This is a genomic window from Yoonia sediminilitoris (assembly GCF_003058085.1).
Classification (GTDB): Bacteria; Pseudomonadota; Alphaproteobacteria; order Rhodobacterales; family Rhodobacteraceae; genus Yoonia; species Yoonia sediminilitoris.
This window is the reverse complement of record NZ_QBUD01000001.1, coordinates 85,919-112,913: the sequence shown is the minus strand read 5'-3', so window position 1 is coordinate 112,913 and position 26,995 is coordinate 85,919. Positions and strand designations below refer to the sequence as shown.

The 26,995-nt window shown below is 57.1% G+C and carries 27 protein-coding genes; 16 read left to right on the top strand and 11 right to left on the bottom strand.

Going from position 1 to position 26,995, the window contains the following annotated elements; translation table 11 throughout:
* Positions 1–117 precede the first annotated feature (117 nt).
* The 3 genes from trxB to C8N45_RS00545 all read left to right on the top strand — a co-directional run bounded on the left by trxB (position 118) and on the right by C8N45_RS00545 (position 3,235).
* A complete protein-coding gene (trxB, locus tag C8N45_RS00555; protein ID WP_108384261.1) occupies positions 118–1,059 on the top strand; it encodes a thioredoxin-disulfide reductase in 942 nt (313 codons plus the stop codon).
* A gap of 181 nt (positions 1,060–1,240) precedes the next feature.
* Positions 1,241–2,950: a bifunctional sulfate adenylyltransferase/adenylylsulfate kinase gene (locus tag C8N45_RS00550; RefSeq protein ID WP_375342453.1), complete on the top strand. Its 1,710-nt coding sequence runs from the start codon at positions 1,241–1,243 to the stop codon at positions 2,948–2,950.
* A gap of 33 nt (positions 2,951–2,983) precedes the next feature.
* The gene (locus tag C8N45_RS00545) at positions 2,984–3,235 is read left to right on the top strand and encodes a hypothetical protein (RefSeq protein ID WP_108384259.1); all 252 of its coding nucleotides are present in this window, start codon (positions 2,984–2,986) and stop codon (positions 3,233–3,235) included.
* Positions 3,236–3,305: 70 nt separating this feature from the next.
* Here C8N45_RS00545 and C8N45_RS00540 read toward each other — a convergent pair whose 3' ends face one another.
* Both C8N45_RS00540 and C8N45_RS00535 read right to left on the bottom strand, forming a co-directional pair.
* On the bottom strand, positions 3,306–3,530 hold the full coding sequence (locus C8N45_RS00540) for a DUF1150 family protein (RefSeq protein WP_108384258.1): 225 nt from the start codon (positions 3,528–3,530) through the stop codon (positions 3,306–3,308).
* A gap of 4 nt (positions 3,531–3,534) precedes the next feature.
* Complete coding sequence (locus C8N45_RS00535) at positions 3,535–3,948, bottom strand: Hsp20 family protein (RefSeq protein ID WP_108385063.1); 414 nt, start codon at positions 3,946–3,948, stop codon at positions 3,535–3,537.
* A 168-nt stretch (positions 3,949–4,116) separates the two neighbouring features.
* Between C8N45_RS00535 and C8N45_RS00530 the strand changes: the two genes are divergently transcribed.
* The 3 genes from C8N45_RS00530 to C8N45_RS00520 all read left to right on the top strand — a co-directional run bounded on the left by C8N45_RS00530 (position 4,117) and on the right by C8N45_RS00520 (position 5,950).
* Complete coding sequence (locus C8N45_RS00530) at positions 4,117–4,335, top strand: YdcH family protein (protein ID WP_108384256.1); 219 nt, start codon at positions 4,117–4,119, stop codon at positions 4,333–4,335.
* A 66-nt stretch (positions 4,336–4,401) separates the two neighbouring features.
* Positions 4,402–4,890 carry a 5-(carboxyamino)imidazole ribonucleotide mutase gene (gene purE / locus C8N45_RS00525; RefSeq protein WP_108384254.1) on the top strand — a complete coding sequence of 163 codons (489 nt, stop codon included), beginning with the start codon at positions 4,402–4,404 and terminating at the stop codon, positions 4,888–4,890.
* Positions 4,883–5,950, top strand: a complete 1,068-nt coding sequence (locus C8N45_RS00520; protein ID WP_108384252.1) for a 5-(carboxyamino)imidazole ribonucleotide synthase — start codon at positions 4,883–4,885, stop codon at positions 5,948–5,950. Before purE ends, C8N45_RS00520 begins: the two co-directional genes overlap by 8 nt.
* A 39-nt stretch (positions 5,951–5,989) precedes the next feature.
* On the opposite strand, the gene C8N45_RS00515 is transcribed toward C8N45_RS00520, so the two are convergent.
* From C8N45_RS00515 to C8N45_RS00470, 9 genes are all read right to left on the bottom strand, one after another.
* Positions 5,990–6,730: an alpha/beta fold hydrolase gene (locus C8N45_RS00515; protein ID WP_108384251.1), complete on the bottom strand. Its 741-nt coding sequence runs from the start codon at positions 6,728–6,730 to the stop codon at positions 5,990–5,992.
* A 17-nt stretch (positions 6,731–6,747) separates the two neighbouring features.
* Complete coding sequence (locus C8N45_RS00510) at positions 6,748–7,584, bottom strand: DMT family transporter (RefSeq protein WP_168769371.1); 837 nt, start codon at positions 7,582–7,584, stop codon at positions 6,748–6,750.
* The gene (locus C8N45_RS00505) at positions 7,581–8,111 is read right to left on the bottom strand and encodes a GNAT family N-acetyltransferase (protein ID WP_245882506.1); all 531 of its coding nucleotides are present in this window, start codon (positions 8,109–8,111) and stop codon (positions 7,581–7,583) included. Before C8N45_RS00505 ends, C8N45_RS00510 begins: the two co-directional genes overlap by 4 nt.
* A 304-nt stretch (positions 8,112–8,415) precedes the next feature.
* Entirely contained in the window at positions 8,416–10,062 is a 1,647-nt protein-coding gene (gene groL, locus C8N45_RS00495) for a chaperonin GroEL (RefSeq protein ID WP_108385061.1), read from the bottom strand.
* 72 nt (positions 10,063–10,134) lie between these two features.
* A complete protein-coding gene (locus C8N45_RS00490) occupies positions 10,135–10,419 on the bottom strand; it encodes a co-chaperone GroES (RefSeq protein ID WP_108384246.1) in 285 nt (94 codons plus the stop codon).
* 248 nt (positions 10,420–10,667) lie between these two features.
* The gene (locus C8N45_RS00485; RefSeq protein ID WP_245882504.1) at positions 10,668–11,453 is read right to left on the bottom strand and encodes an IclR family transcriptional regulator; all 786 of its coding nucleotides are present in this window, start codon (positions 11,451–11,453) and stop codon (positions 10,668–10,670) included.
* Between the two features lie 7 nt (positions 11,454–11,460).
* On the bottom strand, positions 11,461–12,819 hold the full coding sequence (locus C8N45_RS00480; RefSeq protein WP_108384244.1) for a TRAP transporter large permease: 1,359 nt from the start codon (positions 12,817–12,819) through the stop codon (positions 11,461–11,463).
* Complete coding sequence (locus tag C8N45_RS00475; protein WP_108384242.1) at positions 12,819–13,487, bottom strand: TRAP transporter small permease; 669 nt, start codon at positions 13,485–13,487, stop codon at positions 12,819–12,821. Before C8N45_RS00475 ends, C8N45_RS00480 begins: the two co-directional genes overlap by 1 nt.
* A 120-nt stretch (positions 13,488–13,607) precedes the next feature.
* Positions 13,608–14,840 carry a TRAP transporter substrate-binding protein gene (locus tag C8N45_RS00470; RefSeq protein WP_108384241.1) on the bottom strand — a complete coding sequence of 411 codons (1,233 nt, stop codon included), beginning with the start codon at positions 14,838–14,840 and terminating at the stop codon, positions 13,608–13,610.
* 106 nt (positions 14,841–14,946) lie between these two features.
* Between C8N45_RS00470 and C8N45_RS00465 the strand changes: the two genes are divergently transcribed.
* The 10 genes from C8N45_RS00465 to C8N45_RS00420 all read left to right on the top strand — a co-directional run bounded on the left by C8N45_RS00465 (position 14,947) and on the right by C8N45_RS00420 (position 26,986).
* A complete protein-coding gene (locus C8N45_RS00465; protein ID WP_220270416.1) occupies positions 14,947–16,542 on the top strand; it encodes a GMC family oxidoreductase in 1,596 nt (531 codons plus the stop codon).
* Between the two features lie 89 nt (positions 16,543–16,631).
* Positions 16,632–17,693: a Gfo/Idh/MocA family protein gene (locus C8N45_RS00460; protein ID WP_108384237.1), complete on the top strand. Its 1,062-nt coding sequence runs from the start codon at positions 16,632–16,634 to the stop codon at positions 17,691–17,693.
* A gap of 2 nt (positions 17,694–17,695) precedes the next feature.
* Complete coding sequence (locus C8N45_RS00455; protein ID WP_168769370.1) at positions 17,696–18,703, top strand: Gfo/Idh/MocA family protein; 1,008 nt, start codon at positions 17,696–17,698, stop codon at positions 18,701–18,703.
* Positions 18,700–19,764 (top strand): Gfo/Idh/MocA family protein, encoded by a 1,065-nt coding sequence (locus tag C8N45_RS00450; RefSeq protein WP_108384234.1) that lies wholly within the window; start codon positions 18,700–18,702, stop codon positions 19,762–19,764. The genes C8N45_RS00455 and C8N45_RS00450 overlap by 4 nt, the downstream gene beginning before the upstream one ends.
* A 75-nt stretch (positions 19,765–19,839) precedes the next feature.
* Complete coding sequence (locus C8N45_RS00445; protein ID WP_108384232.1) at positions 19,840–21,114, top strand: ABC transporter substrate-binding protein; 1,275 nt, start codon at positions 19,840–19,842, stop codon at positions 21,112–21,114.
* A gap of 57 nt (positions 21,115–21,171) precedes the next feature.
* Positions 21,172–22,140 carry a carbohydrate ABC transporter permease gene (locus C8N45_RS00440; RefSeq protein WP_108384231.1) on the top strand — a complete coding sequence of 323 codons (969 nt, stop codon included), beginning with the start codon at positions 21,172–21,174 and terminating at the stop codon, positions 22,138–22,140.
* Positions 22,133–23,185, top strand: coding sequence for a carbohydrate ABC transporter permease (locus tag C8N45_RS00435; RefSeq protein ID WP_108384229.1), 1,053 nt, complete (start codon positions 22,133–22,135; stop codon positions 23,183–23,185). Before C8N45_RS00440 ends, C8N45_RS00435 begins: the two co-directional genes overlap by 8 nt.
* 9 nt (positions 23,186–23,194) lie before the next feature.
* A complete protein-coding gene (locus C8N45_RS00430; protein ID WP_108384227.1) occupies positions 23,195–24,286 on the top strand; it encodes an ABC transporter ATP-binding protein in 1,092 nt (363 codons plus the stop codon).
* On the top strand, positions 24,286–25,485 hold the full coding sequence (uxuA, locus tag C8N45_RS00425; protein ID WP_108384225.1) for a mannonate dehydratase: 1,200 nt from the start codon (positions 24,286–24,288) through the stop codon (positions 25,483–25,485). The genes C8N45_RS00430 and uxuA overlap by 1 nt, the downstream gene beginning before the upstream one ends.
* 88 nt (positions 25,486–25,573) lie before the next feature.
* Entirely contained in the window at positions 25,574–26,986 is a 1,413-nt protein-coding gene (locus tag C8N45_RS00420) for an SLC13 family permease (protein ID WP_168769369.1), read from the top strand.
* Positions 26,987–26,995 lie beyond the last annotated feature (9 nt).

The window sequence follows — 26,995 nt, the reverse complement described above, 5'->3', positions numbered from 1 at the left end:
GCAATATTATTTCGCATTTAGGTAACATTATATCGCACCACAAGCGGGCAAGACGGGTTTTATCATAGCCATCGCGCAGCTATATGAATGCGACAATCGTCCATGAAAGGCCACCCAATGTCCGAGACCCGCCACACCAAAGTTCTGATTATCGGCTCTGGCCCCGCTGGCTATACCGCTGGCGTCTATGCAGCGCGTGCGATGCTGGAACCTGTGTTGGTGCAAGGGATTGAACCGGGCGGGCAATTGACCACAACCACCGAAGTCGAAAACTGGCCCGGCGATACCGAAGTGCAGGGCCCTGACCTGATGATCCGGATGGAAGCCCATGCTCGCGCGATGGGCTGCGATATCGTCGGCGACATCATCACCGAGCTGGATCTGCAAAACCGTCCCTTCACGGCGAAATCGGACAGCGGCACCGTCTATACGGCTGACGCCGTGATCCTGTGTACCGGCGCGCGCGCCAAATGGCTGGGCCTGCCCACCGAAGAAAAATTCAAGGGCTTTGGCGTGAGCGCCTGTGCCACATGTGACGGGTTTTTCTATCGCGGACAGGAAATTGTGGTCGTTGGTGGCGGCAACACCGCCGTGGAAGAAGCGCTGTTCCTGACCAACTTCGCCTCCAAAGTGACCCTGATCCACAGACGCGACGAATTGCGCGCCGAAAAGATCCTGCAAAACCGGCTGGAGAAGAACCCGAAAATAGAAACACTCTGGTTTCATGAAATCGACGAGGTCTATGGCTCCGACAGCCCGCTCGGTGTCGAGGGGATCAAAGTCAAACACACCAAAACCGGCGAAATCACCGACATTCCGGCCAAAGGCGTCTTTATCGCCATTGGGCATGCGCCTGCGTCCGAACTGGTCAAAGACCAGCTTGAAACGCACAGCGGCGGCTATGTAAAGGTCGAAGCGGGCAGCACCAGAACGGCGATTCCCGGTGTGTTTGCGGCGGGCGACCTGACCGACCACACCTATCGACAGGCGGTGACATCTGCCGGGATGGGATGCATGGCGGCACTTGATGCCGAAAAATTTCTGGCGGAGCAGGAATAAACCGGTGCGCAACAGCCTGTCTTGCGGGTGATCCGTTCTGTGACGGGCGGATGCGGGGACCGGACGTGCCAATCATCAACGATTGCTACGAATATCCATCCTTTTTCAATGGTTTGTGTGGACAAATAACGCGATTGAAGGCTATCGAGCCGTCATAATTCGCAGAAGGTCATTGTTGAACATGTCGCAACCGCTCGCCCCCATTCCTGAACTCTATGTCTCGTATGACAGCGCGCAGAAGCTGAAGCTTGAGGCGGCTGATCTGGTCAGCCATGACCTGACCCCGCGCCAGATTTGCGATCTGGAGCTTTTGATGAACGGGGGGTTCAACCCGCTCAAAGGGTTTCTGTCAGAAGCCGACTACAACAGCGTCGTCGATAACATGCGTCTGGCCGATGGCACGCTCTGGCCGATGCCTATCACCCTTGATGTGTCCGAAAGTTTTGCCGAAACGGTCGCCGTCGGACAGGATATCGCCCTGCGCGATCAGGAAGGTGTGATCCTTGGCACCATGACGGTCACTGACAAATGGACGCCGGACAAATCCCGCGAGGCGGAAATGGTCTTTGGCGCCGACGATACAGCGCATCCGGCGGTCAATTACCTGCACAATACTGCCGGTGCGGTATATCTGGGCGGGCCTGTGACGGGCATCCAGCAGCCGGTGCATTATGATTTCCGCGGCAGCCGCGACACGCCCAACGAATTGCGCGCCTACTTCCGCAAGCTGGGCTGGCACAAGGTTGTGGCGTTTCAGACCCGCAACCCGCTGCACCGCGCCCATCAGGAACTGACGTTCCGCGCCGCGAAGGAAGCGCAGGCCAATCTGCTCATCCATCCCGTTGTCGGCATGACCAAACCGGGCGATATTGACCATTTCACCCGCGTGCGCTGCTACGAGGCGGTGCTGGACCAATATCCTTCATCCACGACAACCATGTCCCTGCTCAACCTTGCCATGCGCATGGCTGGCCCGCGCGAGGCGGTCTGGCACGGGCTGATCCGCAAGAACCACGGCTGCACGCACTTCATCGTCGGCCGTGACCATGCCGGACCGGGCAGAAATTCCGCAGGAGATGATTTCTATGGCCCCTACGATGCGCAGGACCTGTTCCGCCAGCATCAGGACGAAATGGGCATCACTATGGTTGACTTCAAACATATGGTCTATGTGCAGGATCGCGCCCAATATGAACCAGCCGATGAAATCAACGACAAGGATGATGTCACCATCCTGAATATCTCTGGCACCGAACTGCGGCGGCGGCTGTCAGAGGGGCTGGAAATTCCCGAATGGTTTTCCTTTCCCGCAGTCGTTGAAGAGCTGCGCAAGACCCGCCCACCCCGCGCCGAACAGGGTTTCACCGTGTTCTTTACCGGCTTCTCCGGATCGGGGAAGTCCACGATTGCAAACGCACTGATGGTCAAACTGATGGAAATGGGCGGGCGCCCCGTGACCTTGTTGGACGGCGATATTGTACGCAAGAACCTCAGTTCAGAGCTGGGCTTTAGCAAGGAACACCGCGACCTGAACATCCGGCGGATCGGTTATGTGGCATCTGAGATTACCAAGAACGGCGGGATCGCGATCTGCGCGCCAATCGCGCCCTATGCCACCACACGACGCGCCGTGCGCGAAGAGATTGAACAGTTCGGCGCCTTTCTTGAGGTCCATGTGGCGACGTCTATCGAGGAATGCGAGCGGCGCGACCGCAAGGGCCTGTATAAGCTGGCCCGCGAAGGCAAGATCAAGGAATTCACAGGTATTTCAGACCCCTACGACGTACCGGAAAACCCCGAACTCAGCTTGGAAACCGAAAGTATCGCGGTCGACAGCTGCGCCCATCAGGTGATCCTGAAACTCGAAAGCATGGGGCTGATCAAGGGATAGATTTTTCCGCCGGCATATGCATCGGCTCTGGGCATGGCGTCAACTGGCCTTTGCCGCTATGACGTCGAAATCCGGGTCATCTTCACGGTCGTCGGGAAACAGACTGACGCCGATTGGCGCGTCGGCCTTGACGTTCCCGGTGACCGGAGAGGCAAAGACCGTAACTATAGCTTTTCGCTCATACCTCAGGTCAAAGCCGAAGAGCTATCGACGGAAAACACAACGCGAACCAATGCGCTGCAAGGCCTTCCCAAGCTTGGGAAAACAAGCCACCGCCCCTCATAACGAAACGAATGCGGCATACCTAACGAGCAGCGCTGATGGATCTACCGAGACTCAAGCAATTCAGTGAAGATTAGTGCACCGTGACCGGTTGCATGTCATTTTCCCGCGCGAGGTCAAATGCCAGCCGCTTGTTCGCAACAAGCGCCAACTGCTCTCCCTGCGTGTTGTGAACTGCAAAAATGGTTTCCAGACCGCCAGCATGGACTCGCATGTCCTTGGGCAGATCAGTCACGGGAACCGGCTTCACATAAACGATATCCCGACCCATTGTAGCCAGATCAAACTTGGTATTCATTGGCTTACCCCTTTCTAATGTTGATCGTGTGCACGATCCGCTCAGGCACGGCACGGGACAGATCAACGTGCAGCAACCCATTTTCAATCACCGCCTCGCCCACATCGACCCCATCGGCCAATACGAATGACCGTTGGAACTGTCGTGCGGCAATGCCACGATGCAAGAAAATGCGCCCGTCATCCTCATCAGTCTGACGCCCACGTATGACCAAAGAGTTATCTTCGACCGTTATTGCCAGATCATTTTCTGCAAATCCGGCAACCGCAAGCGTAATGCGGTAAGAATGATCAGAGGTCTGTTCGATATTGTAGGGCGGATAGCCGTCATTCCCGCTTTTCGCGGTGCGCTCTACCAGCCTTTCAAGCTGCTCAAACCCCAATAGGAACGGATGCGTTCCCAAAGCAAATTTCGTCATTTGGACATGCCCTTCATGCAAGCGACTGTCGATTTGGTCCCATTTCGGCGACCTTGCCCAAGATATGGGGCCTGTTTTGGTCTTGATCAAGAGGAAGCGTTAGGAAGAATCAGCATATGGTATTATCCTAGGGACCTGTCATCATGGATAGAATTGGGCAAACCACCGATGAACACGAACGCAAAAATGGAACAACGCGAAGTTCTGCGCGTCGAATTGGCAGTGCTCAAGCGTGAGCACCGTGACCTCGATGAGGCGATTGAAGCGCTCCAGGATCGGGGCAGCGCCGATATGCTGACCGTCAAACGGCTCAAGAAGCAAAAGCTCGCCCTGAAGGACCGGATCGTCGCACTCGAGGACCGTATTACACCCGACATTATCGCCTGATCCGCATTGCAGCCCGCCCGCCCGTCGCTATAGTGCCGGTTCCTTTTGCAACGCAGGGCAAATGCTATGGATCAACCTTTGGTGGGCATCATTATGGGCAGTCAATCGGACTGGCCGACGATGCGCGAAGCAGCTGACATTCTGGATGCTGTCGGCGTTCCTTACGAGAAAAAGATCGTATCGGCCCACCGCACCCCCGACCGGCTGTGGGACTATGGGAAAACGGCAATTGACCGTGGCCTGCAGGTCATCATCGCAGGCGCTGGCGGGGCCGCGCATTTGCCCGGTATGATGGCTTCCAAGACACGGGTGCCCGTGGTCGGCGTGCCGGTACAAACCAAAGCCCTGTCCGGCGTTGATAGCCTTTATTCAATCCTGCAAATGCCGCGCGGCTTTCCTGTTGCGACCATGGCCATCGGCGCTGCGGGGGCGGCAAATGCAGGGCTGATGGCGGCAGGTATCCTTGCATTGCAAGACCCTGCACTGGCGGCACGTCTGGACAGATGGCGCAGCGACCTGTCGGCGTCTATCCCGCAGGAGCCTACCGATGACTAGCCCGCTGCCGATTGGCGCCACGATTGGCATTCTGGGCGGAGGCCAGCTTGGGCGCATGCTGTCTGTTGCCGCGGCACGCCTGGGGCTGCGGACCCATATTTTCGAACCGGGCGCGATGCCTCCGGCAGGCGACGTCGCACATAAGGTCACAACCGCCAGCTATGACGACAGTGTCGCCCTGACCGCCTTTGGACAATCGGTCGATGTCATCACTTACGAGTTTGAGAACATCCCCACAAGCGCGCTTGATTTGCTTGAAACACTTCGTCCGATCCATCCGGGGCGGACAGCACTTGCCACAAGCCAGGACCGGCTGACCGAAAAGACATTTCTGCAAGGCTTGGGTCTGCAAACAGCCCCTTTCGCGGATGTCAGCGATATGGACACGCTCACTGCGGCGCTGTCGGAAATCGGGGCACCTGCGATACTGAAAACCCGGCGCATGGGGTATGACGGCAAGGGGCAGGCCCGGATCATGGCGGCTGACGACGCCGCATCTGCGCTGACAGACATCGCGCGCGCGCCCGCCATTCTGGAGGGGTTCATCAACTTCAGTCACGAAGTTTCGGTGATCGGCGCGCGGGGCCCCGACGGGTCGGTTGCCTGCTACGACCCCGGCGAAAACGTGCACGAGGCCGGTATTCTGCGCACAACAACCGTGCCCGCACGGCTCAACCCAACACAGCGGACAGATGCAGTGCTGATCGCGGCGCGCATCCTGAACGCGCTTGATTATGTCGGGGTCATGGGGGTCGAGCTTTTCGTCACGCCCCAGGGGCTGATCGTGAATGAAATCGCCCCGCGCGTGCATAATTCCGGACACTGGACCCAGAACGGCTGCGCCATTGACCAGTTCGAACAACACATCAGAGCGGTGGCTGGCTGGCCGCTGGGCGATGGGTCACGCCATGCAGATGTGGTCATGGAAAACCTGATCGGCGATGATATGGACCGGCTGCCAGCGCTTGCGAAAACCGATGTGAGCCTGCATCTCTATGGCAAGGCCGAAGTCAAACCCGGGCGCAAGATGGGGCACGTCAACAGGATCGTCAAAAGCTGACTTCTTGTGGCCCCCAATATCCCCGCCGGAGGCAGACCATCATTCAAACTGCAAAATAACGTCTGCCAGACTCAAATCGGGATCAAAATGACCTTGGGCAAGAAACGTCAGCACTTCCTCGATCACCAGCGGGTTGTTCATCATGAATGTATGGGTCACAGGCAGCACGATATGGTCGGTCATGCCCGGCAGACGGGTTGAGGCCACAGATACTTTCCCGTCGTCATCCCCTTCGATCAATGCTGAGTAGATCGGGTTCATCGTGCGGTTTCCCGCGATGATGCCGACCTCGTAAGCGGGCAGGCCAAGCTGGTTGGGAAAGCTCTCGTCCTCCGTGCCCAATTGAAGCCCCGCCGGACCATTCACCCACTGGAAAGGTTCGAAATCACCAAAGATATCAACCAATTCAGAGCCCGCATTTGGTGGCCCCAGCATGACAACACGGCCCATATTGGGGGGACGGTTGTTGGTCAGCCACGCACGCACCAAGATACCGCCCATTGAATGGGTAACAAAATGGGTCCGCGCATCACCACACGCAGCAACATCTTCAGCCAGATTCTCCTCAACCAATGTCTGGATCGTTGCTTCGGTTGACGGGTAGCCACGGTTCACAACCCGGTACCCTGCCTCCTCCAGCACCAGTTGCATCGGGGTGAATGAATTCTCGGTCCGGGCAAGGCCGTGCAGCATCACCACGCATTCCTGCGCCGCAGCCTGCGCGCCTGGGGTTGTCGTGAACCCGAGCACGGAAAGAAGTGAGGCAATCAGTTTCTTCATTCTTCGCAGATAACACCTTAACGTCGCGCGACAAGGGACAATGCAATCCCGCCCAGCACAAGCAGGCCCGCAACCACAAGTCGCAGTGTGACCGGTTCCTGTAAAAAAAGCGTTCCCCCCATGACCGCGATCACAGGCACGCTCAATTGTGCAATTCCGGCCTCGGTCGCCTGCAAGGACGGCAACAGGCGATACCACAACGCATAACCCAAACCTGACGTGACCGCACCTGCGACAATTGCCGTCAGCACCCCCAAGACCGGCAGCGGACCGCCACCCGTCAGCAGCATCGCCAGCCCCGTCAGTGGCACGCAGAGCAAGAAGTTGCCTGCCGTTGCACCCAGCGCATCACGCTCGGACTGGCCAAGCAGCGTATAGACCGCCCAACTGGCACCCGCAGCTGCCATCGCGAGCGATCCACCAAGAGGCACCGCCGCTTGCCCGGCAGGCCACAGCAAAACGCAAAGCCCGGCAAAGGCAATCCCCGCCCCCGCCCAGCGCAGTGCGGGGATCGTCTGACCAGTCCAGACCGCCCAGCCAAAAACAACCACCTGCAAAACGCCGAACAGGATCAACGCACCAAGACCCGCGCCAAGACTGATATAAGCCCATGAAAAGCCTATCATATAGACCGCAAGTGCCGCAGCGCCCCAGACCCTCCGGAGTGTCCGCAACGGCGGGTGCCCAGTCTGGCGAGGTGAAACCAACAGCCATAACATCGCAGCACCCGCGACAACTCTGAGGGCCGCAAAGTCCATTGGGTTCATGCCAAAGCGGGCCACCCCGACCCGGTTCAGGATCGAATTGGCCGCAAAGGCCGTCATGGTCAGCGCAACGAGAGCAAAGAGCTTCACAGGTGACCGCCGTCAAACGCGGCGGGATAGACAAGCCTCTGCGCCGGGGCAGGCTTGTCCATGCCCGCCAGCATTGTGTTTGCGATGGGATAAGGGCTCGTCAGATTGGCCGCCTTCGCCTGCGAAAAACCAGCCTTCTCGTAAAAACCCACAGAGCCCAGGACCACCACCGGCGTCCGTGATAGGCGCGCCCATTCACTCAGCAACCCCATCATACGCTTGCCATAACCACGCCCCTGCAAATCCGGTTTGATGGCAACAGGAGCCAGACAAATCCAGCCCTTTGGCCTGCGCATGTGTGACAAGGCGAAATAGCCTACAATTTCATCCTCCCAGGGCAGTACAGTCTCACCAGCGATGCTGCGCTCCTTGCGCAATCTGCGCACCAGTTCGGCCTCGGCAGGGCCATCAAAGGCCGCACACAGCAAATCATTAACCTGACGCTCTTCACCACGGCGCAATTCCCGTGCAAAATCGGGTCCACTCGCCACGCTATCCACGCCCCAAACCTGCGGTCGGACGCGCAAAATCGACACCTGCGGTGGTGCCTGTCCAACTGTCTGCCGCTAACCTGATATACTGCAAGCGTGGCTCGTCCTTCCGCTTCTTATGGCCGAAAATATTCTGGGGGTCCGGGGGCAAAGCCCCCGGCCTGTCGGCTTGCGCAGCAAGTCGAAACAGGGTCCGGAAAAAATACCGTTCCGCCCACCATAAGGACCGTCCAGCAGCAGCAATGCAAGCCATTAAACCGTGCCGCGACAGGTTTGTAGAAAAACAAAGGGCGGCCCGATAAAGGACCGCCCTTCGCGTTTCATCCAGATGGATGGCTGATTACATCATGCCGCCCATGCCGCCCATGTCGGGCATGCCGCCGCCAGCAGCGCCTGCGCCTTCTTTCGAAGGCTTGTCAGCCACCATAGCTTCCGTTGTGATCAACAGACCAGCCACAGATGCGGCGTCCTGCAATGCAGTGCGCACAACTTTCGCAGGGTCGATCACGCCAAACTTGAACATGTCGCCATATTCTTCAGTCTGGGCGTTGAAACCAAACGACTTGTCGTTGCTTTCGCGGATCTTGCCAGCCACAACAGAGCCGTCAACACCGGAGTTCTCAGCAATCTGACGCAGTGGCGCTTCAAGAGCCTTGCGGATGATTGCGATACCGACGTTCTGGTCAGAGTTCGCGCCTTCCAGACCTTCAAGTGTCTTGCCAGCCTGCACAAGTGCAACACCACCACCAACGACGATACCTTCCTGAACAGCGGCACGTGTCGCGTTCAATGCATCGTCAACGCGGTCTTTGCGCTCTTTCACTTCGATTTCGGACATGCCACCGACGCGGATCACGGCAACACCGCCAGCCAGTTTGGCAACGCGCTCTTGCAGCTTTTCACGGTCGTAGTCGGATGTTGTTTCTTCAACTTGCGTGCGGATTTGTGAAACACGGGCTTCGATTTCAGCCTTGTCACCTGCACCGTCGACGATTGTTGTTTCGTCCTTGGTGATTGCGACGCGCTTGGCAGAACCCAGCATGTCGATGGTGACATTCTCAAGCTTCATGCCAAGGTCTTCGGAAATCACCTGACCACCGGTCAGAATGGCGATATCCTGCAACATAGCTTTGCGGCGGTCGCCGAAACCCGGTGCCTTGACAGCAGCAATTTTCAGGCCGCCGCGCAGTTTGTTCACAACAAGAGTTGCCAGCGCTTCGCCTTCAACGTCTTCTGCGATGATCAAAAGTGGCTTGCCCGACTGGATCACTGATTCCAGCAGCGGCACCATTGGCTGCAAGGATGACAGCTTCTTTTCGTGCAGCAGGATGATCGCATCTTCCAGCTCTGTGGTCATCTTGTCGGGGTTGGTGACAAAATAAGGTGACAGGTAGCCGCGGTCGAACTGCATGCCTTCGACAACATCGGTTTCTGTTTCCAGACCTTTGTTTTCTTCGACAGTAATCACACCTTCATTGCCGACTTTCTGCATCGCATCAGCAATTTGCTGACCGATTTCAGCTTCGCCGTTGGCAGAGATCGTGCCGACCTGCGCAACTTCGTCACTGTCGGACACGGGGCGCGATGCCGCCTTGATGGCTTCAACGACTTTGGTCGTCGCCATGTCGATACCGCGCTTGAGGTCCATTGGGTTCATACCAGCGGCAACAGACTTCATGCCTTCCTTGACGATGGCCTGAGCCAGCACAGTCGCGGTCGTTGTACCGTCACCCGCTTCGTCGTTGGTGCGCGATGCGACTTCCTTGACCATCTGCGCGCCCATGTTTTCGAACTTGTCTTCCAGTTCGATTTCCTTGGCAACAGATACACCGTCTTTGGTGATGCGGGGGGCGCCGAACGATTTGTCCAGAACCACGTTGCGGCCCTTCGGGCCCAGAGTAACCTTCACCGCGTTGGCGAGGGTGTTGACACCTTTCAGCATGCGATTGCGTGCATCTGTGTCGAATTTGACGTCCTTAGCAGCCATTTTCATGTGCTCCCTAAATTTCGATTGGTTGAAGAAAGACAGTCGGGCTTCTTCCCGACACGTGTCCCGGGCTTACATTGTGCCGAGGATGTCGCTTTCTTTCATGATCAACAGGTCTTCGCCGTCGATTTTCACTTCCGTGCCAGACCATTTGCCAAACAGGACCTTGTCGCCTGCCTTGACGGCCATCGGGATCAGCTCGCCGCTGTCCTTGCGTGCACCTTCGCCGCAAGCTACGATTTCGCCCTCGGCTGGCTTTTCCTTGGCGCTGTCAGGAATGATCAGACCGCCGGATGTCTTTTCGTCGCTTTCAATGCGACGGACCAGTACACGGTCGTGAAGTGGTGTAAATGCCATTTCAGAACTTCTCCAGTTCAGTTTCCCTTAATGTTGTCACTCGCTACGCCCGAGTGCTAACGGCTTGTAGGTAGGGACCAAACTTCGGCCTGTCAACAGGGCGGCGCGGCGAAGATTGCAAAAATTCTTCCAATCACAGTCTAGGCGACGAGGCGGCGACGAGCGCCGTGCGAAGCTTGGCCCCACGCGATGGATTTGCTGCATGACCCAACCGATCCGACGCGCAAAGCGGATGAGGCCAAGCGTATTTATTCGCCTGAAATCGCTGCCAGCTCTGCGGCAGCTTCGCGCAAGGTATGAAGGTAGGAAATTAGCTGTTCAATTGATTGGCGCTGCCGAGGAGCATGGATCGAGAGTGTGGAAACCAACCGTCCCTGTCCATCAAGTATGGGCACTGCAATCGCCGTCATGCCCGCCATGAATTCTTCGTCATCGGTGCCATAACCCTGCGCGCGGGTCTTGTTAATCTCTTCGCGCAACTGGTCGGGTTGCGTCAGGGTCTTGTCCGTCATCTTTTCCAGCGCGTAGTTTCCCAGATAACGATCAAGGTAACTTGGGCGCAAGCTGGACAGGTACATCTTGCCGCTTGCCGTACAGTGAAACGGCACTTCAGTCCCGATGGGCAATTGAATGCGCAGCGGCCAGTGGGTTTCGACGCGATCCAGATAGTACATGCCCTCGCGTTCCGGGATGGCAATGTTGCAGGTTTCGCCGACCTTTTTGGCCACCGCGCGCAACACCACCAGTCGAACAGCACGCACGCGCTCTGCCGAAAGGGTCTCGATCGCCAGACGCCGCATCCGCCGCCCGGGGCTATACGACCGACCGTCGATATCGCGTTGCAGAAAACCTTCGGCCTCGGCTGTGCTGAACAGTCGGTGGATTGTTGGCTTGGGTAGCCCCATCTGCTCGTTGACAGCAGACGGGGTCACGGGGACACCGGCGCGGGCGACATGCTCCAACAGCAGTAAAAGCCGTAGGTTTGTCGGAATTTGACCCGCCGTTTCGCCGATGTCCCCGTCTGATTTTGTCACATTTTCCCTATCGGACTGGTACCAGATACAGCGCGAGACTTGGTGTCAGCGCCACAAGGAGCCAAACGGCGATCAGCGCGGCAAGGTACATCGTCGAATAGCGCAACAATCTGAAATACGGAACCCCCGTGACGCCCGACGCCACATAGAGGTTCAACCCGTAGGGCGGGGTGATAAATCCGATTGACGCACCGACAAGGAAAACAACGGCAAAGTGGATCGGATCAACCCCGACCGACACTGCAATCGGCGCCAGAATCGGCGCAAGGATGATGGTGACGGGCAGCGATTCCAGGATCATGCCTGTGACAAACACAATCGCCATCGCGGTGAACAGTACGGCATAGTAGCCACCCATCCCGATCACGAAATCACCGATGTATTCCTTGGCACCCAATGATGACAGCACCTGTTGCATCGCCACTGACACCGCGATCAACGGCACCAGAATCCCGGTGATCTGCGCAGACCGCGACACGATGGAGGGAATGCTTGGCAAGGTGAACCCTTCGACCACAAACATCGACATGAAGCTCTTTTCAGAAACAGGCTCGTCTGGATCGCTTCCCATGATCTTGTTCAGCGGATAGCACAGCAATCCCACAAAGACGCAGAACCCGACAGTAACCCCTGCCGCTTCAGTCGGAGAGAACTTGCCGGTGTAAATGCCCCAAAGCACCAGACCAATGGCAAAGAACCCCAGCCACGCGCCAAAAGCTGTTTTGACAACCCGCTGGAACGACAGGCCGATCAGGATGCCCCAACCGTTGATCGTGCAAACAATGAAGGCAACCGCCATCATCGCAACCACCATCAAGGTCCCCGGAAGAATCCCTGCGATGAACAATTCCGAAATCGGCAGGTTCATCAGGAAGCCGTAGACGATGAAAATGATCGATGGCGGAATAATGATCCCGACCGTACCGCCCGCAGCAGCCGTGGCCGCGGAGAACCGTTCGTCATATTTGCCTTTGACCATCTCGGGGTGCAGCATTGAACCGATCGTCGCAGTGGTGGCCGAGTTGGATCCCGAGATCGCCGCGAAGAGCCCACAGGCCGCAATCGACGCCATCGCCAGACCGCCACGCAACCATCCCAGACAGGAATAGGCAAAATCCGACAATCGTCGGGCAATGCCCGACTGGTTGATCAAGTCACCGGTCAGGATGAACAGCGGCATCGCAAGCAGTGCAAAGCCCTTGCTGAAAACGTTGATCAGTTCGTTGCCGGTGTTCGCCAACGGCAGATCAATGACAAAGCTACAGCCGATCACCCAGTAGAAAATGACCAGCAACACAGGAGTCCCAAGCATGAAAAGGATCGTCACGCCCAATGATATCAGTGTAATCCATGTTCCGTCTGTCATCACACATCTCCGCCGATAACTGCTTGTTTGATGATCGGCTCGCCCGAACGGTAGTTGCCCCAATCTTCCAGCCAATTGCCAATGACGCGACCGGACATTAGCGAAAAGGCGATTGGCACGGTGATATAGAACCACCACTTCATGACATCATCGACGCCATCGACAAGTTGGAAGTTGTCGGCCGACAACACCGTAAAGCGCAATGAGGTCGTGATCGCGATCCAGCAAAATCCCAACCACAGGGCGGCGTCGATCGTCAGCGTGGCCATCTGGCCCGCCGGGGGCATTTTTGAGCGGAATTCGCTAAAGCTAAGGTGTGTGCGCAGTTTGACGTTATACGAACATGCAAACCATGCCATGACCATGAACAGGAAGGGCGGCACCGTCGTTGACCCGGACCATTGGTTCGAAAATACAAACCTGTCTATGACACCCCAGCAGATAATCGCTGCAATGATCAGATACATGGTCACAGATATTCCGCGCTCAAGATGCCGCTCAAGGAATGGTACAAACCTGTAAAACAGGTGCGCCAGATAACCGACGACGAAGGTTGCGACGAAACAGAACAGCCACATGCCGTCTGTGTCAAATGCCTGGCGCATATCCCATGAGCTGCCAGAGAAAATAGCGGGAACAATAGCCACCGCCTCGGCCAAAATCGACATTCAGGTCTCCCCCCCTTTTGTTTTCTCGGACCGCGCCTGTCCAGCGGCCCTTATCGCGCAAACAGGCCGGCAGAGGTTCCTCTCCCCCGCCGGCCCGCCTTATTTTTCAAGCCTTGGCAATTATGCCTTCCACCAACGGCGTGGCTCAACATTTTCCGGCAAGGTGTTCGCATCAATTGTGCGCACTTCGTCATAGATTTCCTGATAGGTATCCAGACCGCCGGACCAGCCGTTCAGACGCTCGCGCCACTGCTCCCACAATTGTGGCTGATACTCAGGCGAGCACATTTCTTCGGCTTTCTTGATTTCAGCGTCCGACAGGAACGCATTGCGCACGTTGTTCTGTGCGAAAATTGTACCCGGCAGTTGCGGATCAGACTGGCCGACTGTGTTGATCAAAGCAACTTCGTTTGCCGCCTGCACGTGGACCTGTGCCAGATAGGATGATTCCATAACCGCATCCTGCAATTCACCTTCAAGCCCATCAAACACGGACGCTGACATTGCTGTATGCTCGGTGCCGCAGAAGAAGTTCAGGTGAACTGACTGGGACACAACCGGCGCCATGTTGGCATATGCAACCGCAGACGCCCATGTTTCCGCACCGTCGATCAGACCCTGCTTGAGACCATCAAGTGTTTCTTCCCATGCAACCGGAACCGGGTTTAGGTTCAGCGCTTCCATGGCGATCCGGCCAAGTTGCGTACCGGTCACGCGGTTCTTTGTGCCTGCGAGTTCATCGACCGAGGTCACTGTTGGCTTGTCTTCAAAGTTCAGACCCAACTGGATGCCCCGCAGTTCGGCGTGGCTGAACAGGAACTTCAGACCATGGCGCTTTTCATAAGGCTCACGCAGCAGACGCATGGATGCGGGTGAATAAAGGAAGTGGTACTGGTCCGCACGGTTGCGGAACATATAGGCATAGTCCAACACGTTCAGGTAAGGTGCGCCACCGGCAGAGTTCTGGGTGGAGGCCGCATAAATATCAACGATCCCCTGCTGCGTTTTCTCAACGCAGGACGTCTGGCCGCAAATCTGGTTGTCACCAATGAATTCGATGCGAATCTCACCGTCGGTGCGGCTTTCCAGATCGCGTGCAAATTCCAGCGCGCCCGCACGCTCGATCAGCAGGTTGCGCGCGTTAAAGCCCGAAGCACCGAACTTCAGCGTATATTTTGCTGGCTTTGCAAAGCGTTTTTCGTAGGTTGATTCCGCCGCAGATGCCAAATTCGCAAGGCTCATTGCGCCCCCGAATGTCCCCGCTGCCATCAGCGTGGAACTCATCCCGTAGGTGCCCGCCACCTTGAACAGGTCCCTCCGCGAAATGTTCTTCAGGTTATCTCCAACTCCCATGACACTCTCTCCCTTTTGTCAATTAATGAGACTTTTAGTTTCAAAAAACACTAGTATAGTAATTTACATCTGGCTAGATTTTTTTTCGCAAGCGGGGGAATATAACGTGGACGCAGATTTTATCGTTGTCGGAGCAGGGTCAGCGGGCTGTGTTCTTGCCAACCGCCTGAGTGCGGATCCGTCGAACAAGGTCGTACTGCTCGAGGCTGGTGGACGGGACCTGAACCCATGGATCCACATTCCGGTTGGTTATTTCAAGACAATTCATAATCCCGCCGTTGACTGGTGCTACAAGACCGAGCCTGATCCCGGTCTCAACGGCCGCTCGATCGAGTGGCCACGGGGCAAAGTGCTTGGTGGCTCATCGTCGTTGAACGGGTTGCTTTATGTCCGGGGCCAGCCGCAGGATTATGACCGCTGGCGCCAAATGGGCAACAAGGGATGGGGCTGGGACGATGTGCTGCCCCTGTTCAAGCGCGCCGAGAATAATGAACGCGGGGCGGATGAATATCACGGCAATCAGGGTCCGCTTTCAGTGTCAAACATGCGCATCCAGCGCCCTATTACCGATGCATGGGTCGCGTCGGCGCAGGCGGCTGGATACAAGTTCAACCCCGACTACAACGGCGCCGAACAGGAAGGCGTCGGTTTCTTTCAGCTGACCTCGCGCAACGGCAGGCGGTGCAGCGCGGCGGTTGCCTATCTGAACCCAGTGAAATCACGTCAGAACCTGCAAATCATCACCCATGCGCAGGTCGAAAAAGTGGTGATCGAGGGCAAGCGTGCCACAGCAGTCACCTACCGTGACCGCAGTGGGAGCACACAAACAATCACGGCCCGCAAGGAAATCATCCTGTCCGGCGGGGCCATTAACTCACCCCAGATTCTGATGCTATCCGGTATCGGTGAAGCGGATCAGCTATCCGAAAACGGGATCGACGTCATTCAAGACCTACCCGGTGTCGGCAAGAACATGCAGGACCACCTGCAAGCCCGTCTGGTCTACAAATGCAATGAACCGACCCTGAATGACGAGGTCAGTTCGCTGTTCGGTCAGGCCAAAATCGGGCTGAAATACCTGATGTTCCGTGCAGGCCCGATGACCATGGCCGCCAGTCTGGCCACGGGCTTCATGAAAACTAGCGACGACTTGGAAACTCCCGACATTCAGTTCCACGTGCAGCCCCTGTCTGCGGAAAATCCCGGCAAGGGTGCCGACAAGTTTTCCGCGTTTACAATGTCGGTGTGTCAGTTGCGCCCTGAAAGCAGGGGCGAAATCCGGCTGCAAGGCAATGACCCGCTAAAATACCCAAAGATCATTCCGAATTATCTGTCCACGGAAACTGACTGCCGGACCATCGTAGCGGGCGTGAACATTGCGCGCACGATTGCCCGGCACGCCCCCCTGACCTCAAAGATATCAGAAGAGTTCCGCCCACATAAGGATCTCGACATGAATGACTATGACGCCACGCTGGATTGGGCGCGCAACAACACGGCGTCCATCTATCATCCTACCGGCACTTGCAAGATGGGGCAGGACAAGGGGGCCGTTGTTGACGACCAGTTGCGTGTGCACGGTATCGCCGGGCTGCGGGTGGCGGACTGTTCGATCATGCCTGAAATCGTATCCGGCAATACCAATGCCCCCGCGATCATGATTGGTGAAAAAGCATCGGATTTGATCCTTGGCAAAACCTAGGGCCAGACAAGCGCAAGCCGCTTGTGCGCCCCGCAGTCCGTTGCAATAGTCGGCGCAAGCGATTTTTACAGCACCGGTGGGGGGACGAGATGTCAGCGCAGCCAATCAGCACTGTGGCAATCATTGGCGCGGGCATGGTGGCAAAGACACATGTGCTGGCCTTAGCCGATCTCCAAGAGAAAGTCCGGCTCGGTGGCGTCTTTAGCCGGACCGCTGAAAACGCCGCTACCCTTGCCGCCAAGGCCACGGCCGACTGTGGCTACCCCGTTGCGACATACCCGTCGATTGACGCAATTTGTGCTGATAACACGATTGACTGGGTCATCGTGCTGACACCGCCCAACGCCCGAACCGAGATCGTGTCGCGCCTTGCGGCCGCAGGCAAGGCCATCTTGCTGGAAAAACCAATTGAACGCGATCTGGAGGCGGCCACGCATATTGTCGAGACTTGTGAAAATGCAGGCGTACCTTTGGGGGTCGTCTTTCAACATCGGATGCGACAGGCCAGCCGCGACATGGCGGCTCTGGTTGCGGGCGGTGATCTGGGGGCGTTGGCCATTGCTGAAGTCATCGTGCCGTGGTGGCGCGAACAGTCCTATTATGATGAGCCGGGGCGCGGCACCTACGCGCGCGATGGTGGCGGGGTCCTGATCAGTCAGGCGATCCATTCATTGGATCTGATGCTGTCCCTCACCGGGCCAGTCGCCGAGGTCCAGACGATGGCCCACACCACAATACTGCACGAGATGGAGGCCGAGGATTACGTCACAGCGGGCCTGCGGTTTGCGAATGGAGCCGCCGGATCGCTGATCGCCTCAACCGCGCTCTTTCCGGGCGCCGCCGAAAGCATCACGCTGCATTTCGAACAGTGCGTGGCCACCCTGCAATCAGGCGAATTACGGCTGAAATGGCGCGATGGCCGCACCGAGTTGCGCGGTGAAAGCACCGCCACCGGGGGTGGAGCGGATCCGATGGCCTTTACCCATGCGTGGCATCGCGACGTGATCGCGGATTTCGCAGATAGCCTGCGCACCAGGACAGCGCCCGCTGTAACCGGCCGTGACGCCCTGCACGTGCATGGGCTGATCACCGCCCTGCTCCAATCCTCTGACCTCAAACGCGCCATATCGGTGCCTGACTTGAAAGATTGACCATGCCCATTCGATTTGCCGCTCTTGGCCTTGACCATCGCCATATCTACGGAATGGCGGGTCACATGATGGAAGTGGGCGCCGAATTCGCAGGCTATTGGACCGAAGGCGACCCCGGCAAATTGGACGGGTTTGACAAACGCTTTCCCGGTGTGCCGCGCGTGGCCGACCATGCGGCACTGCTTGAAGATGAAAGCATCGATTTGATCCTGATCGCCGCCGTCCCGTCGGCGCGGGCTGATCTGGCGATCGCGGCGATGACCCATGGCAAGGACGTCATGACCGACAAACCGGGCTGCACCACATTGGCCCAACTTGACGCAATCAAGGCTTGCGTCGCAGAAACCGGGCGCATTTGGTCGGTCAATTTTTCCGAACGGTTCGAAGTTGCCTGCGTCACCAAGGCTGCCGAACTGGTACAGGAAGGTGCCATTGGCAAGGTCGTTCAGACCATCGGTATGGGACCGCACAGGCTGAACCGGCCGACACGCCCTGACTGGTTCTTTGACAGGCAAAGTTATGGCGGCATCCTGACCGATATTGCGTCGCACCAGATTGACCAGTTCCTGTTTTTCACCGGGTCCAGCGATGCGCAGGTTACAATGGCGAATGTGGCCAATTACGCCAACCCGAACGATCCCGGCCTTCAGGACTTCGGAGAGTTGTCGCTCAAAAGCGATCAGGGCCACGGTTATATCCGCGTGGACTGGTACACGCCAGACGGGCTCCCGACATGGGGCGACGGGCGGCTGACGATATTGGGGACGGATGGCTATATCGAGTTGCGCAAATATGTGGATGTCGCCCGCGATACTGGCACCGACCATCTGTATCTGGTGACGGGTGAGCGATGCGAACATATGGATGCATCGGATGCAGGCTATCCCTATTTTGCCCGCCTTCTGGCGGATATCCAGAACCGGACCGAAACGGCCATGCCGCAGGCCCATTGCTTCAAGGTGATGGAGTTGGCATTGCAGGCGCAGGCCAAAGCCGAGGGTGAAACATGATCCATGTCGCCCTGATCGGGGCCGGGATCGGGCGCGAACATCTGCGCGCCTACCTCAAGCTTCCGGCGGATTACACAGTCAAGATCATTTGCGATCTGGATCAGGCGCGGGCACAGGAGATCATCATCACCGAAGGTGCCGACCCCCGAACCACGCAGGTCACGTCCGATTTCGAGGCCATTCTGGGCCGCGATGATATCGACCTGATCGACATATGCCTGCCCCCCCATCTGCATTTCGATATGTCCATGCGGGCGCTTGCGGCGGGCAAACATGTGGTATGTGAAAAGCCGCTGGTCAGTTCCTTGCAGGATGCAGACGCGTTGATCGTTGCGGCAAAGACGCATGGCCGCGTGCTGACCCCGGTCTTTCAATATCGCTATGGCCCAGAAATCGCCAAACTGCGGGCGCTGATCGACGCAGGGTTCGCGGGTAAACCGCTTGTCGCTACGATTGAAACGCACTGGCGGCGGGATACGGATTATTACAACAACCCTTGGCGGGGGACATGGAAAGGCGAACAAGGCGGCGCCGTTCTGGGGCACGCGATCCACAACCACGATCTGCTGTGCGCCATTCTTGGGCCGGTCAGGCGGCTGTCTGCATTCACCGCCACGCGGGTCAACAACATCGAGGTCGAGGACTGCGCCGCAATCAGCTTTGAGATGGAATCAGGCGCACTGGCCACAAGTTCAATCACGCTTGGAGCGGCCACCGACACCAGCCGCTTTCGGTTCTGTTTTGAAAATCTGACCGCAGAAAGTGACTTGCTTCCCTATGCCCCGGCAGATGGCAACTGGACCTTTACAGCCCGCAACAGCGATCAGGCCACCATGGACGCATTTCTGGCACAGCAACCGCAAAGTCCGGTTGGATTCACAGGCTTTTTCAAGGCGCTAAGCCTATCGCTGCAAACCGGCAGCGGCGATGCGGTTGTGGCGATGGATGGACGGCGTTCACTGGAATTGGTTTCAGCAATCTATCAGGCAAGCCGCAACGGCGCGGTGGTGAATTTGCCGCTGGACGCAACATGCGATCTTTATGCAGGCTGGCAGCCATAGGGACTCGCTTTTTTGATATAGATCAATCATGGTACAATTTACCAAAAACGCACAAAGACAACTGGGAGGAACAAAATGTCTTTCACCACAACAAAGCTGACAACGGCGATGGCGACAGCAGGGTTTGCCCTGCTTGGCAGCGGCCTTGCTGCGCAGGAAATCACCTATATGTGCTCGTCCGACGGGACCGAATGCGCCACCGCCCGCGAGATTTTCGACAGGTTCGAGGCGGAAAACCCCGGCGTGACCGTCGTTGTGGATGAAGTGCCATACAAGGCCATTCTGGAAAGCCTGCCTGTGCAGCTTGCCGCAGGCACTGGCCCCGATATGGCCAAGGTGACTGACCTTGGCGGGCTCAGCCAATATTACCTTGATCTGTCGCCCTATGTGGATGCGCAATATTGGGAAGACAGCTTTGGCGGCACCCTTGACTGGTATCGCAAGGGTGCGGACGACAATGGCATCTACGGCCTGCACTCGCAGTTGACCATCACTGGTGGCTACGCCAACAAGACCCTGTTTGATCAGGCGGGTATCGAGATGCCCGGCGGGGACGCCACATGGGATGACTGGGCCGCAGCCACCCGCGCTGTTGCCGAAGCAACCGGCACCGATTTCCCGATGGCGATGGACCGTTCCGGCCACCGCATCGCCGGCCCTGCAATTTCCTATGGTGCCAAACTGTTTGATGCAAATGGCGAAGGCAAACTGGTTGACGAAGGCTTCACCGCCTACGTGCAGAAATTCGTGGACTGGCACAATGACGGCACCATGGCGCGCGACGTCTGGGCGGGCTCTGGAGGGTCAAGCTATCAGGATGCCGCGCAGGAATTCATCAATGGTGAACTGGTCTACTACTACTCGGGCAGCTGGAACGTGGCCAAGATGGATGACAACATCGGTGACGCATTCGACTGGGTTGTCGTCGGCTCGCCTTGCGGCTCCGGTGGTTGTTCAGGCATGCCGGGCGGCGCAGGGATCGTCGGTTTCGAAGGGACCGAGCATCCGGAGCTTGTGGCAAAGGCCATCGATTATCTCGCACAGGAAGAAAACTATGCAGAGATGACCGCAAAGACCAAGAACATCCCTGCCCACTTGGGCGTAGCGTCCAAGGGTGTTGAATACCCCGGCGCGTCCGAGGGTGCTGCAAATGCGCTGAATGCATGGGCGGCACAGGTGGCCAAGGTCTCTCCGGTTGCGTTCCAGTATCAGGGCTACAAAAACAACCGCGCGATGTTCAACATCACGGTCGAGCGTGTGACCCAAGCCATCGTCGGCGAACTCTCCGTGGAAGACGCCATGGCGCGTGCCGCGGCTGATCTGGAAACTGCACTGGCAGAAGCCAACTAAGTCACAAGGCCTGCCGGGCAACCGGCAGGCCTGTTTTCACCGGGGGGGGAATTGCCGATGCTGATGATCCTTGAGCCGATCATGCGCGTGATCGAAGTGCCTATGAAATTCCTTCAGACTGCGCTGCGTCTGAAAAACCCCGCTTGGCTGTTTCTATTCCCCAACCTTGTCCTGTTCGGGCTGTTTGCATTCCTGCCCATTCTGGTGAATGTCGCCTATGCGCTGACCGGGTCAGACGGCATTTTGCTGTCCGACCGCCCCTATGTCGGCATGCAGAACTTCACCGATCTGATGGCCTGCGAAAGCTACCTTGACCCCAATTCGTGCAAGGATGATTTATTTTGGCGGGCGGTGTGGAACACTGTCTGGTTTACCACTTTGCAGGTTGGGCTGATGGTCGGCTTTGCGCTGATCACTGCCTTGATCCTGAATCGCGACATCCGCGCACGCGGGTTCTTTCGGGCCGTGTTCTTTTTCCCCGTCCTTTTGTCACCAGTTGTTGTGGCCCTGATCTGGAAATGGATTTTGCAACGCGAAGGCATCCTGAACGCATGGCTTGATGGTCTGGGACTGGAAACCTTCAACTGGCTACTAGACCGCGACTGGGCATTCGGGTGGAGCGTGTTTTTGTCGATCTGGGCGCATATGGGGTTCTATACCCTGATCCTGCTGGCCGGATTACAGGCGATCCCGCGGGATGTCTACGAGGCCGCGATGATGGACCGTGCATCCCCTTGGCGGGCGTTCCGCCGGATCACACTGCCCCTGCTGATGCCAACCATGCTGGTGGTGCTGGTGCTGGCGACCATCAAGGGCGTGCAGACCTTCGAAGAGGTCTACGCCTTTACCGGTGGTGGACCCGGCTCTGCCACAACCCTGATTATCCAATATGTGTACGAGACAGGCTTTGCCGGTGCCCCGCGCCTGTTCGGGCCTGCGGCGGCGGCGTCCTTGCTTCTGGCCTTTGTGCTGGTGGTGCTGACGGTAATTCAACTCTGGCTGAACAGGAAAAACGTCGATGGCTAAAGTGATGTCGTTTCTGACCCGGACCCGCGGCAATGGAAAGCTACACTGGACCGACTGGCTAACCTATGGCTATCTGCTGCTGGGTGTCTTGCTTATGTTCCTGCCGGTCATCTGGCTGGGCCTGTCATCGTTCAAAACCGACGCAGAGCTTGAGCGTTTCCCACCGCGTATCCTGCCGATGGCGCAGGAGACGGTTGAAGTCGAAGGCTATGACGACCCGCTTCCACTTTATCAGATCACCGGCGGCGACTATGCGGGCCGCACGCTTGCCCAGATCAGGCGGATCGGGCTGAACGCACAGATGGTTGACCCTACCAACCCGACCGAGCGTTTGAACGTCAATATCGATGATCGCCAAGCGGTCGAGCATTTCGCGCTGGCAACCGAGAATTACAGCGAGTTATTCGCGCGCTTCAATTTTCTCAAATTCTTCTGGAATTCGGTGTTTATCACCTCTGTTGCCACGATCATAATGTTGACGGTCAATGCCATGGCCGCCTTTGCGCTGTCGAAATATCAGTTCAAAGGGCGCATGGTCGTGTTGGGGCTGGTGATCGGCACGCTGATGATACCGCAGACGGTTGTGCTGGTACCGCTGTTCCTGATTACCAAGGAACTCAACATGGCGGACAGCCTGTGGGGGGTGATTATTCCCGGTGCGGCCACGCCCACGGGCGTATTCCTGCTGCGCCAATATATGCTGACGATCCCCGATGAAATTCTGGACGCCGCCCGCATGGACAAGGCCAGCGAATGGAAGATCTTCTGGCGCATCATCGTGCCCCTGTCGGCGCCCGCCATCGCGGTGCTTGCGATCCTTGCGATCATGTGGCGCTGGAATGACTTCCTGTGGCCGCTGATCGTGCTGACCAGCACCGATAATTTCACGCTGCAACTGGCGCTGAATTCGTTCCAAGGCGAACTCAATACGCAATGGTCCAACCTTTTGGCTATGACCATGCTGGTGCTTTTGCCCATCGCCTGCGTCTTTGTGTTCTTGCAGAAATATATTGCCACCGGCATCGCCTCGACCGGCGGGAAATAAGGGGTCGTCATGTCGCATCTTGTTCTGAAAAACGTCAAAAAAGCCTATGGTGAGCTTGAGGTCATCAAAGGCGTCAATATGGAGATCGAACAGGGGGATTTCTGCGTGTTCGTCGGCCCGTCCGGCTGCGGCAAATCCACCCTTTTGCGGATGATATCAGGGCTTGAAAGCATCACCGATGGCACGATTTCCATCGGTGGGGCGGTCGTGAATGATGTGCCTGCGGCAGATCGCGGACTGGCCATGGTCTTTCAGTCCTACGCGCTTTACCCGCATATGTCGGTGCGCCAGAACCTGACATTCGGTCTGGAAAACATGCGCACATCAAAGGCCGAGATCAAAACCAAGGTCGCCAAAGTGTCCAAGATGCTGCAAATCGAGGAACTGCTTGATCGCAAACCCAAGGCCCTGTCAGGCGGGCAGCGGCAACGGGTGGCGATTGGCCGCGCCGTCGTGCGCGAACCAGCCGTTTTCTTGTTTGACGAACCGCTGTCAAATCTTGATGCGGAACTGCGCGTCGAAATGCGCCGCGAGATTGCCAAACTGCACCACGACCTGCAAAACACCATGATCTACGTAACCCACGATCAGGTCGAGGCGATGACAATGGCGGACAAGATCGCGGTCTTGCGTCTGGGGCAGGTCGAACAATTCGGTCGTCCGCTCGACATCTACAACCATCCCAACAACATCTTTGTGGCTGGCTTTATTGGCTCCCCGCGGATGAATTTTGTGGCGGGGCGTGCCGGTGAAGTGTCGGCCAGCGACATCGAATTCATCACCGACAACGGTGAGCGGATCGCCTTTCACACCTCCGATTTTGACGTACCCGCCAACGCCAAGGTCACCATCGGGTTTCGCCCCAACCACCTGAGCGTGTCGCAGGACAAACCTGATTTCAAAGTCAAGGTACACGGGACAGAGCAGCTTGGCGGTGAAAGTTTTATCTACGCCAAGACCCTCAAAGACGAAGCGATCACCGTGCATCTGGGCGGACAGACCGACATCACGTTAGGCACCGAAGTCGGGGTTACCATTCACCGCACGCATCTACAGATTTTCGACACCGAAACCGGCAAAAGCCTGCGGAGAAGGGCATAATGCGGCAAACTTGGCGCTGGTTCGGGCCGCACGATACTGTGCAGATCAGTGACCTGCGCCAGATCGGCGTCGAAGGCGTCGTCTCTGCGCTGCACCATGTTCCCACGGGTGATATCTGGACCTCTGACGAAATCGCAAAGCGCCAACAACAGGTCGCCACCCTGCCCGATGGCCGCCCAAGTGGTATCGCTTGGGAAGTCGTGGAAAGCCTGCCAGTCTCGGAAACGCTGAAAACCAAAGGTCCCGACTGGGATCTGCATATCGCCAACTACATCACCAGCCTGCAAAATCTGGCCGCTGCGGGCTTGCAGGTGATCTGCTACAACTTCATGCCAGTGCTGGATTGGACGCGCACCGAATTGCGCGCCCCGCTGCCAAGCGGCGGTACTGCGATGCGGTTTGATCTGGTCGATTTCGCGGTTTTTGACATGCATATTCTGGCACGGGCGGGTGCGGCAGGTGACTATCCACCGGATTTTCTGACACAGGTCACAGCGCGCTACAGCGGCATGACCCAAGCAGACTGTGACGAACTTCAGCATAATATCGTGGCCGGGCTTCCCGGCGCTAATGACGGCTGGTCACTGGATGATATCAAGCGGCTCTTGCAGACCTATGCGGACATAGATACCACACAGTTGCGCGCCAACCTGATTGCGTTTCTGCGCGCTGTGGTGCCGACAGCCGAACAAATGGGCCTGCGGTTATGCTGCCACCCCGATGATCCGCCTTTTTCGCTGATGGGGTTGCCACGGATCATGTCCAGCCCGGATGATTTCGCACAGATCATGCGGGCTGTAGACAGTCCTGCAAACGGGATTACCCTGTGCACCGGATCAATGGGCGTGGCAAAAGATGTCGATTTTGTCCGCTTCATAGAAAATTGGGGGCATCGCATTCATTTTGCCCATTTACGTAACACCTCCCGCACAGGCCCCCCAGTTGCCGAGAAATACAGCTTTTTTGAAGATGCGCATCTGGAAGGCGACACAGACATGGTCGCCGTGGTGCGCGCGCTGCTGGAGCAGGAAGCGGAACGCCGCACGCGAGGGCGTCCCGATGCGATTATCCCGATGCGCCCCGACCATGGCCATGAATTGCTGGATGATCTGCCTCGCAAATCCATGCCGGGCTACCCGCTCATCGGGCGGATGCGCGGCCTTGCCGAATTGCGCGGGATCATGGCCGCACTCGGCTGACCCCAGACCAAAGTTAACGCCGCGTTAAGCAACATCTTGAAAACATGCCATGGTTGTATATCGTGGACGAAACTGATTGGATTCTGTTTTGTCGAATACACTCTCTTCGACAGCGTCCGCCCCTGAAGACAAAAGTTTCAAAGAGTTCGCCGCTTGGACTCTGGTCGTCGCTTTGCCGTGGGGTTTTTATGCGCAGTTGGGCGACGGGTTGTCCGCTGAGCAAGGGCTGTTTGTCACGCTAGCACTGGCCGCGATCCTGATGTGGATATTTCGGCTGATGCCAGACTTTGTGCCCGGCCTTGCGTTGATCCTGTTTGCCACACTGCTTGATCTGGTGCCACAGCAAGTGGCGTTCAGCGGGTTTTATTCGAACATCTTTTTTCTGGTTTTCGGGATTTTCATTCTGGCCGCGTTGCTATCAGAAACATCGTGGCTGGCGCGGCTTGAACAGCTGTTGCTGCGCAAGCAGGCGTCTTTGCTGACGCGACTTTTCGCTGTTATCGCCGCAGGCGTGTTACTGACGCTGGTGGTGCCCTCTCCGTTGGGGCGGGCGAGCATGGTGCAGCCGCTTGTGCAACGGTTTTTCAAGCCACAGCGCGTACAGTCAAACAGCTTTATCGCGCTGATCCATGTGCATGCGACAACGCTGGTATCGACAGTGATCCTGACGGGCAATCCGCTGAATTTCATCCTGATTGGTATGCTGAGCGAACAAATCCGCGACAGGTTTGGCTGGCTGGGCTGGTTACAGGCGGCCAGCATGGCGGGGCTTGTCTTTTCACTGGGGCTCGTCGTGGCTGTCGTGTTCATTGCCAAAAGATCCAAAGACAGCGCCATACCAGCCCAAACCGTCGCAAGCCCGGTCGAGACGAACCCGCTTTTTGACTGGATGACACTCGGGCTTTACGCCTTCATGATGCTGGCAATCCTCACGCGCAGCATCCACCAGATCCAGCTGCAATGGATCATCCTTGCCTTGGCCATGCTTGTCTTTTTTGCGGGCGGCCTGTCGCTTGCGACCCTGCGGCAGAAACTGGATTGGCCGACGCTGATCTTTATCGCGACGGTCGTGGCCTGGGGGCCGATGCTGGACCATCTGGGGTTGAGCGGCCTTCTAGAAAACCAGCTAAAAGCGCTGCCGGACCTCATCAAAGGCAGCCTCTATCTGGGCATGGCATATCTGATTGGCATCGTCTTTCTGGTACGTCTGGCGGTGCCAGGTGCGCCTGCCTTTATCATCATGACAAGTGCAATTCTGCCATTTGCGGACACATTGGGTATCTCGCCCTGGGTGCTCGGGTTTGTGATCCTGACCGTGTCTGAAGGATTTATCTGGCCGTACCAGCATGGCGTCTTTTCGCAAACCGTCACCATGCTGGACGGGGATGGCACCGACTACAGGATACGCACGATCATCCTGTGCAATATCCTTTTTCTTTTGCTGCGCTGTGGGGCTGTCTTTGCCAGCATCCCGCTGTGGCAAGCACTCAACCTGATGTAGAGGCTTTGC